General features: G+C 68.7%; 13 protein-coding genes. 12 read left to right on the top strand and 1 reads right to left on the bottom strand.

The annotated features are described in order from the left end of the window. Positions 1 to 361 precede the first annotated feature (361 nt). The 12 genes from ON19_RS24410 (at position 362) to ON19_RS24355 (ending at position 12,699) form a co-directional block, all read left to right on the top strand. Entirely contained in the window at positions 362 to 1,888 is a 1,527-nt protein-coding gene (locus ON19_RS24410) for an FAD-dependent monooxygenase (RefSeq protein WP_043697476.1), read from the top strand. 273 nt (positions 1,889 to 2,161) lie between these two features. Next, positions 2,162 to 3,190 carry a transglycosylase SLT domain-containing protein gene (locus tag ON19_RS43950; protein WP_086006704.1) on the top strand — a complete coding sequence of 343 codons (1,029 nt, stop codon included), beginning with the start codon at positions 2,162 to 2,164 and terminating at the stop codon, positions 3,188 to 3,190. Between the two features lie 244 nt (positions 3,191 to 3,434). Further along, the gene (locus tag ON19_RS43145) at positions 3,435 to 5,078 is read left to right on the top strand and encodes a hypothetical protein (RefSeq protein ID WP_051169253.1); all 1,644 of its coding nucleotides are present in this window, start codon (positions 3,435 to 3,437) and stop codon (positions 5,076 to 5,078) included. Positions 5,079 to 5,234: 156 nt separating this feature from the next. Continuing rightward, entirely contained in the window at positions 5,235 to 6,629 is a 1,395-nt protein-coding gene (locus tag ON19_RS24395; RefSeq protein WP_043697473.1) for a sigma 54-interacting transcriptional regulator, read from the top strand. A 25-nt stretch (positions 6,630 to 6,654) separates the two neighbouring features. After that, complete coding sequence (locus ON19_RS24390) at positions 6,655 to 8,604, top strand: VWA domain-containing protein (RefSeq protein ID WP_043697470.1); 1,950 nt, start codon at positions 6,655 to 6,657, stop codon at positions 8,602 to 8,604. Between the two features lie 101 nt (positions 8,605 to 8,705). Continuing rightward, positions 8,706 to 9,047 (top strand): hypothetical protein, encoded by a 342-nt coding sequence (locus ON19_RS24385; RefSeq protein ID WP_043697573.1) that lies wholly within the window; start codon positions 8,706 to 8,708, stop codon positions 9,045 to 9,047. Between the two features lie 468 nt (positions 9,048 to 9,515). Next, positions 9,516 to 9,869 (top strand): roadblock/LC7 domain-containing protein, encoded by a 354-nt coding sequence (locus ON19_RS24380; RefSeq protein ID WP_220135733.1) that lies wholly within the window; start codon positions 9,516 to 9,518, stop codon positions 9,867 to 9,869. Further along, positions 9,859 to 10,689 carry a hypothetical protein gene (locus tag ON19_RS24375; RefSeq protein ID WP_043697463.1) on the top strand — a complete coding sequence of 277 codons (831 nt, stop codon included), beginning with the start codon at positions 9,859 to 9,861 and terminating at the stop codon, positions 10,687 to 10,689. Before ON19_RS24380 ends, ON19_RS24375 begins: the two co-directional genes overlap by 11 nt. Beyond that, on the top strand, positions 10,686 to 11,162 hold the full coding sequence (locus ON19_RS24370; RefSeq protein WP_227954626.1) for a roadblock/LC7 domain-containing protein: 477 nt from the start codon (positions 10,686 to 10,688) through the stop codon (positions 11,160 to 11,162). Before ON19_RS24375 ends, ON19_RS24370 begins: the two co-directional genes overlap by 4 nt. A gap of 11 nt (positions 11,163 to 11,173) precedes the next feature. Beyond that, positions 11,174 to 11,545: a hypothetical protein gene (locus tag ON19_RS24365; protein WP_043697460.1), complete on the top strand. Its 372-nt coding sequence runs from the start codon at positions 11,174 to 11,176 to the stop codon at positions 11,543 to 11,545. A gap of 84 nt (positions 11,546 to 11,629) precedes the next feature. After that, a complete protein-coding gene (locus ON19_RS24360; protein WP_043697457.1) occupies positions 11,630 to 12,214 on the top strand; it encodes an NADPH-dependent FMN reductase in 585 nt (194 codons plus the stop codon). Between the two features lie 263 nt (positions 12,215 to 12,477). After that, entirely contained in the window at positions 12,478 to 12,699 is a 222-nt protein-coding gene (locus tag ON19_RS24355) for a hypothetical protein (protein ID WP_043697454.1), read from the top strand. 118 nt (positions 12,700 to 12,817) lie between these two features. On the opposite strand, the gene ON19_RS24350 is transcribed toward ON19_RS24355, so the two are convergent. Next, positions 12,818 to 13,753 carry a DMT family transporter gene (locus tag ON19_RS24350; RefSeq protein ID WP_157229826.1) on the bottom strand — a complete coding sequence of 312 codons (936 nt, stop codon included), beginning with the start codon at positions 13,751 to 13,753 and terminating at the stop codon, positions 12,818 to 12,820. Positions 13,754 to 13,805 lie beyond the last annotated feature (52 nt).

Here is a 13,805-nt window from a genome sequence, read left to right as displayed (position 1 = left end):
GCTGGAATCCATCCAGTCCGGAGCACGGTGCCGGGTGCACGGCATGCGAGACCGCCGTGGCGAATGTGGACTCTTGTGGGAGGGAGTTTTCACCTACATCCACAAGATGGAGACCGCACCTACAGTAGCGGCATTGGGAACAACACGCAATAGCGCCCGTTTGTTCCACGTCGCCGACCGGCTGGCTCCCCGGCGGATCAACCTCTGCACACCGGCATCGCGGCTACTCGTGCAGGCTGATGGAGCAGATGCTCCTCTTTCCGTTCTCAATCTATAGCGCACTGGGGGGCTTGCGGCAAGGCCGGGGTTGTGCCGCAGAATCGCTGACCGTCGCAAGAATCAGTGGAAATGGGAGTAACGAGTGACGGATACCGATGTGATCATCGTGGGCGCGGGCCCGACGGGTCTGATGCTGGCCGGTGAACTGCGTCTGGCCGGCGTGCGTCCGCTGGTGCTGGAGCGGCATCCGCAGCCCCGCGACACCCCGAAGGCCAGCGGTCTCGGCGGGCGGATCCTGGACTTGCTGCGCTACCGAGGCCTGCTGGACCGATTCGAGGCGGCCAGCAGCGACCCCAACCTGGCTCCCCGATTTCCGTTCGGCAATATCTATTTGGACTTCACACACCTGGCGGATCCCCCGATGCGGGCGTTGCCGATCCCACAGCTGGAAATCGAGCGACTGCTCGACGAACACGCCCGTGAACTCGGCGCCGACATCCGTCGCGGACACGACGTGGTCGGTGTGAGCCAGGACGACGCCACGGTGACCGTAGACGTGCGTGGGCCGGACGGGCCGTACCAGGTGACCGCCCGATATCTGGTCGGTTGCGACGGCGGCCGCAGCCGGGTCCGCGACATGGCCGGAATCGCGTTCTCCGGCACCACGTACCCAGAGGTCAACAGACTCGGCCAGGTCGCCGTGCACGATTCGGTGACTGTGCTCGACAACGGCGACATCGACGTCCCCGGATTGGGCAGGATCCAAACGGGCTTTACGCGAACAGACCGCGGTGTGTTCGCGTTCGCGGTCAACGCCGGAGTCATGTTCCTGCAGACCACCGAGGACGAGCCCGACGAATACGACGACGACGAGCCGCTGACCTCCGCCGAGCTCGCGGACAGTGCTCGCCGCGTGCTCGGCGCGGAGCTTCCCTTGGGAGAACCGACTCGGCTGACGCGCTACACCTTCAAGGACCGGCAGGCCGAACGTTACCGCGAGGGCCGGATCCTGCTGGCCGGCGATGCGGCCCACCTGTTCCCCGCTACCGGCACCGCGCTCAATGTCGGCATGCTCGACACGGTCAACCTTGCCTGGAAGCTGGGTGCCGACATCCACGGCTGGGCGCCGACCGGCCTGCTGGACACCTACCACGACGAGCGCCACTTCGCCGGGGCGCGGGCACGGTTGCAGACCCGAGCTCAGGTGGCACTGCGGCGCGGACAAGACCCGGCTGCCGAAGCGCTTCGGCAGGTCTTCCAGGAACTGCTCCTCGATCAGCCGGCATTGCGCCGGATGGGCGCCCTGGTGGGCCACACCGACATTCGCTATCCGATGCCGGGCTCCGACCACGCTTCGGCCGGTACGTTCGCGCCCGACCTCACCCTGCACACCGATCAGGGCATCACCAGCGTCGCGGAACTCATGCGGACCGGGCGGCCTGTCCTGCTCGACCTCGCTGACCGTGCAGACCTCCGCGAGATCGCTCGAGACTGGCAGCATCGGATCGATATCCGCACCGCCAAAACCGACGACCGACCGGCCGACGCTCTGCTGATCCGCCCGGACGCCCACATCGCCTGGGCCGCACCCGTCGACGGATCCGCGGACACCGACGTGCTCGCGCTGCGAGAAGCGCTGTCTTCCTGGTTCGGCGCACCCTCGAAATGACGGCGCCGATCGTCGTTCGGCCGTCCTGAGCGGCCGACCGGATACCGCCACGAGAACGCGCCAGCTGCAGCTATCGTCCAACCGGGGCGATAGCTGCGGTTTCGCCGAGCGCTGCCGATTACTCCCAGTATCGGGGATGGGCGATTCTCCGCTGCGCGATACTCGGGGGTGTCACAGTGGCAGGCCGCGTAGGGGCCTGATGAGGGTTGTCAGGCGTGAGGTGATGATGGCAGTGTTCGCAAGTCGGCAGCCGACCCGGGTTCGGGTGCCGCGATGAGTCCTGAACGCTGGATAGTGAAGCTCGACCCGCCCGTCGGCGTGCGCTCCGGTTTCATCGGTCTCCTCGAGGCGGCGCGGGAGGCGATTCAGACCTCCGCGGATCTGCTGGCGACGGGCTCGCCTTCGCAGGCGCCGGATCTGTTGAAACTACTGCGCGATGAGAAGCTCGTCACCGGTGACGAGAACAAGTCCGTCATGGCCGATGCTTACTCCGACCGCGCGCAAGAGTTTCGCGACATCAAGGATGAGATCCACAAGCAGGACAGCAGCGTCGACCTGTCCGCCTACGGCACCTACGACACCTCCAGCGGCGCTTTCGCGGCGGTCAAGCAGCACGTCAAGGATCTGCAGTTCGCCCTGAGCGAGGCCCCGAAACCGAGCCCCGACAAGGAATTCATCGACCGCGACGTCGAAAGGCGCCTGGCGAACACGGTGCTGAAGACGATCGACAACGTGAACGACGAGATCGAGAAAGCCAACGACAAAGTCCAGACCCACGCGAACAACATCAAGGGCTCCGCCCCGACGTACACGCCGACGTCCGCGGGCAGCAACTACGTGCCGAGCAACTATATGCAGCGCAGCTATTCGCCCGGCCCGAGCTTCGTGCCTGCCGCGACAACCGCCGACTACGCCCGCTACCAGGGCAACGTCTCGGTCGACGCCGCCATCGAGGGCGCGCTCGACGCACTCGGCATCACCGATCCGGTGGCCCGCGAGTACTGGAAGCGCGGCTACCAGGTGCTGATCGAACGGGAATCGGGCGGAAACCCCAACGCCGTCAACAACTGGGACAGCAACGCCGCCGCGGGGAAGGCATCCAGGGGGCTTACTCAGACCATTCCGGGCACCTTCCAGGGCTATCACGTGGCCGGAACCTCCAACAACATTCACGATCCGGTGGCCAATGTCGCCGCAAGCATGAACTATGTCATGGAACGATACGGCGTATCCCGAGACGGCCACGACCTGCAAGCGAAGGTGCAGCAGGCAGATCCGAACCGTTCGCCGAGAGGCTACTGAGCGCCGGGCCGCGCGGGCCGGTCCGCGTTGTCGCCCGAGCTCTGTCCTGGGCGGTTCGTTCCGCTGCCCGGTGGCGGACTCCGGCTGGGCTCGTTTGCTCGTCGGGTCGAACGGATTTCGATGACGGGTTATCTTTTCGGTCTGGGCCGGCCCGGTCGTCCGGTTCGGCGGAAGTGCTCGACGGCCGAGGAAGCTCTGGCGCGCTGCGTCTGGAACACTCGATCGTCGGAAAGGTTCTTTGCTGATGTTCCGTCGTTTCACGACCCAGGCGCCCCCCGGGGCGCCGCCGGTGGATGACCTGGTGGCAGGCGCGCTGCCGGACCGGGTGCAGATCGCGCATGAACGGTTGGCCCACCAGGACGACCCGGCACTACTGGAAGCACTGTCGGAGCGGGAGCTCGCCGCCTCCCGCGAGTTGGCCGAGCTGGTGCGCGACTACGAACGCCACGAGAAACGGGCGCGCATCCAGGCGGCCGCCGACGCCGCGGAGCGGGTGCGGCGCACGGCCGCCGAGCTGGCCGAACGCGAGGCCGCCGACCTGCTTCGGGCCGCGCAGGCGATCGGTGAGCAGCGCCACAGCAGTAGCCCGCACGCGAAAGTCGCTCGCCTGCACCAGCGCAAGCCGCGGGTGCTGGGGCTGCTCGCCGGTGTGGTCGCGTTCTCGATGCTGTTCTCCGCGGTCACGGTGCAGCAGAACATCGCGCCGACCGGCGGCGCGGCCAATCCGATGTTCTGGCTGTCCTACGGCCTGGAAGCCCTGATCAGTGCGGTGCTCGTCGCGCTGATGCTGTCCACCGGGGATACCGCCGAGTGGGGTGTGATCGATCGGCTGTGGCAGGTCTACACCGTCGAGGGCGTCTTGCTGACGGCGAGCATCGCGCTGAACACTTTCCCGTACTTCCGGGTAGGCGACCTGGCCGGGATCGGGATCCACGCGATCGCACCGATCATGATCGGCGTGGCGCTCGTCACCCACCGGCTCGTCGCGGAGCGATACGGGCGCGCGATCGAGCAGGCGACCGCCGCCGTACCGGACCACGAAGATCTCCAGGAGCGATTGGCGGCGCTCACTCAGGTCGGTGGAGCCGGAAACCAGATCCTGCCGAGCATTCTCATGGAGCCGCCGACGGTCGCTCGCCACGACCCTGCCACCACACAGCAGCCTGCATCGAACGCAGAGGGCGCCGCCGTCTCGGCGCAGCCCGCCGACGCGCCGCCGCACGAACGGAGCGCAGCGGTGCAGCCTGCCCCCGAAACCGCCGCGCCCGCCGTCGATCCCGCGCCCGAACTCACGGAGCTGTGGCTGGCCACGACGCCGTTTCCGGCGATCGAACGGCCCGTCGCCGTTGCCGAGAACGGTGCCCAAGCGCCTGCCGAGGCCAGTCCGGACGAGGCTGTTCTGGATGCACGATTGGCGGCGGCGGTGCGCCAGACGCTCGACCGAATTCGGTTCAGCAGGCAGCCGGAGTCGCCCGAGCAGCCGGAGTTGCCCGAGCAGCCGGGGGAGCGCCCCGCCGCTGCCGTGCCCGAACCGAGCCCCGCCGGATTCGCGGAGACGGCCGACGAGCAGGGTGCGCGCGGGGAGGCCGCCGAAGCGCACCCTCGCGTGGCGGAGGCGGTTACCGTGCGCGCGGCCGAGGAGCACGCCGTGCGCTCGGAGACTGCCGAGACGCACTCCGAGCCGGATACCCGGGCGCTGGAGCCGATCAGTACGGGCGTGGCCCAGCACTACGTGCCCAGCTCGGACGACAACGATCGGCCTGCGCGGATGGAGAAGGTCATACCGGTCGTGGCCGCGGACATGTCACCGATCCCGCACGAGCCCGACGACACGACCGTCACGGCAGCGCCGCGCGCGGCCGGCGAACGTCAGCTCACGATTCGATAGGTAGCCCGGTGTTGTCTCGTGGAGTGTGGCGATCTCAGCCCTGAACCTGCAAGACTCCACGTACGCCCGTCCGGGTCGCGCATCGTGCTAGCGGGCTAGCTGGGGCAAGTCCATTCCCGGTCGACCCGATGACGGAATGGACGTAGCGTCGAATCCGTGAAAGTTCCCGCACACCTGCCCACCACCGCGGGCGAGCTGCGTTCGGCCGACTACCTGCCGCGTGGCGTGAAGACCGAGATCCGCGAGAACCTGCTCGCCCTGCTGGCTTCCGGCGCCGACCCGTGGCCTGGCATCGTCGGGTTCGAACGGACGGTCGTGCCGCAATTGGAGCGCGCGCTGCTCGCCGGGCACGACGTCGTCCTGCTCGGCGAGCGCGGCCAGGGAAAGACCCGGCTGCTGCGTTCCCTGGTCGGCCTGCTGGACGAGTGGACACCCGTGATCGCGGGCGCCGAACTGGGCGAACACCCGCTCGATCCGATCAGCCCGGTCGGGCGGCGGCTGGCGGACGAACTGGGCGACGATCTGCCCGTCGCGTGGCGGCATCGCTCGCAGCGGTACGCGGAGAAGCTCGCCACCCCGGACACCTCGGTCGGTGACCTGATCGGTGACGTCGACCCGGTCAAGGTGGCCGAGGGGCGCAGTCTCGGCGATCCCGAGACCATCCACTTCGGGCTCGTGCCCCGGGCGCATCGTGGCATCGTGGCGATCAACGAGCTGCCCGACCTCGCCGAACGCATCCAGGTCGCGCTGCTGAACGTCATGGAGGAACGCGACATCCAGGTCCGCGGCTACATGCTGCGCCTGCCCTTGGACGTTCTGCTCGTCGCCACCGCCAACCCGGAGGACTACACCAACCGCGGCCGCATCATCACGCCGCTGAAGGACCGGTTCGGCGCGGAGATCCGCACCCACTACCCGCTCAGCGTCGAGGCCGAGGTGGCTCTGGTCCGTCAGGAGGCCGAGCTGGTGGCCGAGGTGGGCGATCCGCTGATCGAGGTGCTCGCTCGTTTCGTGCGGCAGCTGCGCGAGTCGTCCGCGATCGATCAGCGGTCCGGCGTCTCCGCGCGGTTCGCCGTCGCCGCCGCCGAAACGGTGGCCGCGGCGGCGTTGCGCAGGTCGGCCGTCACCGGCGAGCGTCCCGCGGTCGCGCGTCCGGTCGACCTCGAATCCGTGCCCGCGGTGCTGCGCGGCAAGCTGGAGTTCGAGTCCGGCGAAGAGGGCCGGGAACAGGAACATCTCACCCACCTGCTGCGCCGCTCGTTCTCCGAGACGGCGCGGGCCTTGCTCGGCGGTCTGAACCTGCGGCCGCTGGCCGAGGCGGTCGGCGACGGGCACCTGGTCACCACCGGTGAACGCGTGCCCGGCGAGGACGTGCTCTCGGCGCTGCCCGAGCTGCCGATCCTGCACGAGGTCGCCGGACGGCTCGGCGTCGACGCGGCCGATCCGCCGCCCCGGATCGCCTCGGCCGTCGAATTCGCGTTGGAGGCGCTCTACCTGGCCCGTCAGATCGCGAAGGACTCCGACGACGGCACGGCGGTGTACGGACGATGACCGCCGTGGTTCCCGGCGAGGCGTCGTGACGACGCCCGACCGCTACTCCTACGGCCCCTACCACGACGGGCCCGATCCTTTGGCGCCTCCGCTCGACCTGCGGGAGGCCCTGGACCGGATCGGTCGCGACGTGATGGAGGGCAGCTCGCCGCGCAACGCCCTGCAAGAGCTGTTGCGCCGTGGCACCCGCACCATGCCGGGGCTGGAGGAGCTGACGCGCAAGCTGTGGCAGCGCCGCGCGGAGATCTCCCGGCGCCACCGGCTCGACGGCACGTTGCAGCAGGTCCGGGAACTGTTGGAACAGGCACTGGACGCCGAGCGCGGCGCGCTGTTCCCCGACCCCTCCGACGACGCCAGGTTCGCCGAGGCGCAGCTGGACGCGCTGCCGTCGAGCACGGCCGCCGCCGTCACCGAACTCGCCGAGTACCCCTGGCGGTCGGAAACCGGCCGCGAGAACTATCAGAAGATCCGCGACCTGCTCGGCCGCGAGTTGCTGGAATCGCGCTTCCAAGGCATGAAACAGGCCTTGCAGAACACCACGCCGCAGGACGTCGAGCGGGTCGGTCGGATGATGTCGGACCTGAACGACCTGCTCGCCGCTCACGCGCGCGGCGAGGACACCGAACAGCGGTTCGCCGAGTTCATGGCCGAGCACGGCGAGTTCTTCCCGGAGAACCCGCGCGACACCGAGGAATTGATCGACGCGCTCGCCGCCCGCGCGGCCGCCGCGCAGCGGATGATGAATTCGATGTCCGAGCAGCAGCGCGCGGAGTTGTCCGAGCTGATCGGCCAGGCGTTCGGCGATCCCGGGATCGCCCAGCAGGTTGCCGCGCTGGACGCGCATCTACGCGCGCTGCGCCCGGACGAGGACTGGGATTCCGGGCGGCCCTTCCGCGGCGAGGACCCGCTGGGACTCGGCGCGGGCGCGCAGGCTCTGCAGGATCTCGCCGAACTCGACGCACTCGCCGAGCAACTCGGCCAGACCTACGCCGGTGCGCGGCTGGAGGATATCGACCTGGAGGCGTTGGCGCGCCACCTCGGCGCGGAGGCCGGCGTGGACGCGGCGCGGCTGGCCGAGCTGGAGCGCGAATTGCGCAGGCAAGGCATCTTCGAGCGGGCGCAGGACGGCTCATTGCGATTGACGCCCAAGGCTTTGCGGCGGCTCGGCGAGGTGGCGCTGCGCGATGTCGTCGGGCGGTTGCGGTCCCGGCGTGGTGAACGGGACACGGCCCGGGCCGGTGCGGCAGGCGAGCCGACAGGCGGGTCAAGGGCATGGCGATTCGGCGACACCGAGCCGTGGGACGTGTCGCGCACCGTGCGCAATGCCGTGCTGCGATCGGCGTCGACGGGCAGCCGCCAGGTGACGCTGGAGGTGTCCGATGTCGAGATCATGGAGACCGAGCAGCGGTCCAGGGCCGCCGTCGCGCTGTGCGTGGATACGTCCTGGTCGATGGTGCAGGACGGGAGGTGGGTGCCGATGAAGCGCACCGCCCTCGCGCTGCACCACCTGATCGGCACCCGGTTCCGCTCCGACGCGCTGAGCGTGATCACCTTCGGCAGGCACGCCACGACCGTCGACATCGGCGAACTGACCGCGCTGGAAGGGGTGTGGGAGCAGGGCACCAATCTGCACCACGCGCTGCTGTTGGCGGCGGCGCATTTGCGCAGGCATCCGGACGCGGTGCCGGTGGTGCTCGTGGTCACCGATGGCGAGCCTACGGCGCATCTGGAGCCGGATGGCGAGGCCTATTTCAACTGGCCGCCGGAGCCGCGCACGCTGGCCGTGACCATGGCGCAGGTCGACGCCTTGGCCAAGCTGGGCGCGTCGGTGACGGTGTTCATGCTCGGCGACGACCCGCGCTTGGCCGCGTTCGTCGATCTGATGGCCCGTCGCAGCGGCGGCCGCGTGGTGGCGCCGGACCTGGACGGTCTCGGCGCCGCCGTGGTGAGCGACTACCTGCGCGGCAGGCGCTGAATTTCGCACTCGCCGGGCAGCGGCGTCGGCGACGGACGGTGTGTCCGTCGCATGAAACGGATGCGCCGGACGGGGACGGCGATCGGCTCTACACTGAGCGGGTGGTTCTTCGCCGGCTCGTCGCAGTGTCCTTGTTCGCCTTGGTGACTCCGCTCGGCGTGGCCGCCTGCACGACGGAAGGTCCTGGTACGAAGACCGATTGCACCGTGAGCGGTTGCACGGTGACCTTCGCCCGCGGTGTGGACGCCAGAGCGAGCATCGTGGGTATCGAAGCGAAACTCATTGCCGTGAACGGCAACCTGGTCACCCTGTCGGTGGGTGGTCAGGAAGTCACCGTCCCGGTCGGGGAGACCCAGACCGCCGACGGGAGCACCGTCACGGTGCAGGAGGTCACCGACGACAAGGTCGTGGTCAAGATCTCCACCGGCATCACCGGCGGCTGACCTCTCGTCGTCCAGCGGCGCGGCCGAGTCCGCGTCCGTATCCGCATGTCGCCGATCCTGTAATTGCTGCGAGGTCACTGTCGGCCGCGCGGGCCCCTCATGTAGAGCCGTGGCGCGCAGCGGGAAACTTCCCGCGCCCGTGTGGTTCCGGCGGCGCGTGGCCGTGCGTGAATAGTCGCAGTCGTGTCGCGTAAGTGGCACCGGAGCAGACGAGTGGCCGTATCGAGGACTTTTTGTGGCCGGATCCGGTGCGTTGCCAGGGAAAAACCGACGGGTATTGAATACCAAAAGGTATTGAATACCGAAGGGTATTATTCCGCGCTGCCAGGAAGAATCATTTTTACCGGAAATTTCTCCCCGATTTGCTGTACAGCCCGCGGCGCCCGTGTGTAGCGTCTGGAAACCGTAAACCCCTCCCATGACAAGTGGTGGCGCGTGATCGGTATCGACGGCTCTCTGAAACGCATCATGGATATTCCGGGTGCGCGCAGTGTGACGCTGGTGGACGGCGCGAGCGGTCTGGCGATCGCCGCGGACGGCAGGCACGACCTCGTGGACGAGCACGAAGACGCCGCGGCCACAACGGATGTGGTGCGCGCGGTGCTCGCCTGTCCGGCGTTGTCCACCGACGGCGACGACGTCACCGAGATCATCGTCTGCGGGACCCGCGGATATCACCTGCTGAACCTGGTGAACGGCGATTTCGACGGCCGGCTTTTCGTGCACGTGCTGTTCGACGAGGACACCGGGAATCTGGCGATGGCGCGATACCAGCTCCGCGGAATTCTCGACGAAATGGCCGAGGACGGCGATGAGCCCTGAACTCGCGGTCGAATTGCGGCGGCTGGAACAGGAAGGACGTACAGGGGTGCTGCACGCGGGCGACGGTGCGTTTCATCTCGCCGAAGGAGCGATCGTTTCCGCCGACTGCAGGCGCACCACCGGGCTGGACCGGCTGGTCGTCGAGGCAGGGGTGGCGACCGCCGAGGACTGGCGGCGCGCCGGGTCGGGCGATCCCGGTCGTGTGCTGGGGCGGCCACGGCTGCAAACGCTCGCGATGCTGTCGGTTTTCGATGCCGCCTACTTCTTGCTGGCCACGCCCGCCGTTCCGGAATTCCGGCCCGCGCCACCGCACTGGCTCGCCCCCGTCTGCCACATCACGCCCCGGGCGCTCGTCCAGGAGTGCGCGCGGCGCGGCGATCCGGAATCCGGGCCGTGGCCCGCGGATCTGGTCGATCGCGTCCCGGTCGTCCCGGTTCGCCGGGTGCGGCGACGGCGCGTGATGCTCACCGGGGGCCAGGCCGAGGTGCTGGCCGCCGCCGACGCCCAACGCAGCGTCGCGGGGATCGGCCGTGAACTCGGCCGCACCACCTATGGATGTCTGGTCGCGGTGCGGGATCTGACCGCCGCGGGGCTGATCGAGCCGCCCGTCGCGATGTCGGCTCCCACGGCGGTCGAGCCGGCGGTGCTCGCGCCGGTGACCGCCGAGCCCGTAGCGGTCGCGCGGGCCCTCGCGGAGCCGGGACGGCTTCCGCGACGCCGTGGGCGGCACTCGGCGCCGGTCCCCGTCGCCGATCGTTCGGAGCCGCCGGACCGCGACCTGCTCGTCCGCCTGCAAGCGGCTTTGAAGGAGCTCGCGTGACCGCGCGGAAGAAACGGCTCGGCGATTTGATGGGAAGGTTGACCAAGGTGGCGATGTCCGGACCCGAACCGAACGCGGCGGTGCTCACGGAACTGAAGGCACTGCGCGATCGGGTCCCGCGGCTGACCGGCGCGCTGGTGGCGTCCAACGACGGGCTGCTGGTCGCCCACGATCTGCCTCCGGAGATCGAGCCCAACGGGATGGCCGCGATGGCCGCCTCGCAGCTGTCGCTCTCGCACCGGCTGGCCGGCACCGCGCACGGCGGCGGGTTCAGCGAGGTCGTGGTGCACGGCACCGGCGGGCACGTGGTGATCTACGCGGCGGGCTGGACCTCACTGACCGTCTTGGCCGCCCCCGAGGTGAACATCGGCAGGCTGCATCTGGAATCCCGCCCGGCAGCCCGCGCGATCGCCGACTTGCTGACGCCGGTAGCGACCGACGCGGGAAGCGAACAAGCAACGAAAACCCACTGAAAGGAACAGATATGTCCAATATGGATCTGGCACTCAAAGACATGATGGTGATCGACGGCGCCATCGGCGCCGCCGTGGTCGATTACAACAGCGGCATGGCGCTGGGCATGCTCGGCAGTTCCAAGTCCCTGGATCTCCAGGTCGCGGGCGCGGGCAACACCGAGGTGGTGCGCGCCAAGATGCGCACCATGGACCAACTCGGTCTCAAGGAGGAGATCGAGGACATCCTCATCACGCTGTCCGGCCAGTACCACATCATCCGGCCGATGACCGGCCGCAAGTCCAAAGGCTTGTTCCTCTACCTGGCGCTGGACCGGGGCCGGGCGAACCTGGCGATGGCCAGGCACCGTCTGAAGGGCATCGAGGAGGAACTGGAGGTCTGACCGGCGATCCGTGCCGACTTGACCTAAACCTTTGTTCAGGCTTGAGGCTGTTCCCGTATCGAAACGTATCGAAGGGAACGCGCCATGCCTGACAATCCGATCCAGCTCGCCGTCATCATCGGCAGTACTCGTACGGGCCGCTTCGGCCCGACCGTCGCGAAATGGTTCGCCGAACACGCCGACCGGCACGATGACGTCAGCGTCGACGTCGTCGATCTGGCCGAAACTCCGCTGCCGGACCGTCTTTCCCACCATCCCGAACCCGAGGCGGCGCGGGCGCTGGCAGCGGTCGGCCCGCGGCTGGCCGCGGCGGACGCCTTCGTCGTCGTGACACCCGAGTACAACCACAGCTATCCGGCGTCGGTCAAGAACGCCATCGACTGGCATTACACCGAATGGCGGGCCAAGCCGGTGGGATTCGTCTCCTACGGCGGCATCTCCGGCGGCTTGCGTGCCGTGGAGCACCTCAGGCACGTCTTCGCCGAACTGCACGCGGTCACCGTGCGCGACACGGTGAGCTTCCACGACGCAGGCAGGCGATTCGATGCCGCGGGACAGCCGACGGATCCGGAAATGCCGGTCGCCGCCGCCGATCAACTGCTCGGACAGCTGGTCTGGTGGGGCCGGGCGCTGCGGTCGGCCCGCGCCGAACATCCCTATACCGCGTGACGCTTGCGGCGTTCGGCTCGTCTCGACGGGGCGCGCTCAGAGGGTCGGGCGATAGCAGCGCCAGAAGCCGAAGTCGGCGATCGGAAGCACCTGCGCGTCGGCGAAGCTCGCGTCGTGGGCGTAGCGGCGCAGGATGTCGGGGCAGATGACGGTGGCGGCCGCGCCGGGATGGGCGCGGCCGTCGGGCAGGCAGATCAGTACGCAATTCCTCGGCCCGGTAGAAGGATCCGGCGTACGCTGTGCGGCGACGAAAGGACTCCACGATGCGAAAAATGCTCGCGGCGTTGGTGATCGCCGGTTCGTTCATGGCAGGGGGAACGGCGATCGCGCAGGCGAATCCGCCGTCGCAGCCACCCACTCCGCTGTGCCTGGTGGTCGGCGGAGCCATCTGGGTGGTGCGCAACAGCATCGACCCCTACGGCCTGTCGCAGGAGCCGCTCGCGGTCGCCTTGCGTAATGCGCACCGGCAGGTCTGCGGCGGCTAGCCGAACTACGTCAGGCGCTGTCACCGCTTCTTCCCCCACCTGCGCAATCCAGGGCTGACGATCAGCGCAGGCAGGAGCAGAACGAGCCCGATCAGGGTCAGGTAGACGACGAGCTCGCTCACGCTCTGCACGACTGTGGGGAGGGCGACGGAGGCAAATCGTCGGCATCCGGTTCGATCGGAGGCACGACGGCCGCACGCGGCTTGCCGTCGCGGGTGTTGAGCCATGCTCCGGCGAACATCAGTGCGGCGCCGAGCGCTTGGACGGGCGCGATGGATTCGCCGAGCAGCACCCACGCACAGGCGAGGCCGAAGGCGGGAACCAGGAACATGGCGGAGGCGGCGGTCGCCGGGCCGACCTCGCCGACCGCGCGATAGTAGAGGACGTACGCGAGCGCGGTCGGCAGGACACCGAGATACGCCTGGTTGAGCCAGAACCCGGCACCGAGTTCGGACCATGCCACGCCGGACAGGTGCGGCAGCGCGACCACGCCCAGTGCCGAAGCGCCGATGGCCGTGGCATATACGGTGACGGCAGGGGCCGCGAGGCGGGCCAGGACCGGGGCGCCGAGCATGGTGTAGCACGCCCAGCACGCGGCCGCGGCGAGGAAGAGAAGGTCACCGAGCAGCCGGTGGCCACCGCCGGACGGAATGCCGAGAAAGAAGACGGCCCCGCCGCAGACCGCCACGGCGATCCCGGCGGCGCGCGCGAGCGGCAGCCGGGTGCGGGTCAGCACGGCCGTGACGGCGACGGTGATGACCGGCGCCGCCATCGGCACGATCACACTGCCGTCCGCGGCGGGCGCCATGGCCAGGCCGAGGAAGAAAAGGAAGTTGTAGCCGAAGACGCCGACCAGCCCGAGCGCCGCCACACGCCCGAAGTCCCGTACCGCGATCCTGGGCATACGCAGGGCCACGAGCAGAACGACGGCGCCGAGGAAGAAGCGGAGGAATCCCGCCACCTCGTGCGGGATCTCCCGGATCGCGAGTTTCGAGCACGCGAATGCGCTGCCCCATAACGCCATGACCACAACCAGCAACAATCGGATTCGCACGGATCCGATCCTGCTGACCCACCGCCCCGCGGTCTTGAACGCTGGTGCGCGG

Source organism: Nocardia abscessus NBRC 100374, assembly GCF_000308455.1.
GTDB classification, from domain to species: Bacteria; Actinomycetota; Actinomycetes; order Mycobacteriales; family Mycobacteriaceae; genus Nocardia; species Nocardia abscessus.
The sequence above is the reverse complement of the archived record's forward strand: the minus strand, read 5'-3'. Positions and strand labels throughout refer to the sequence as shown.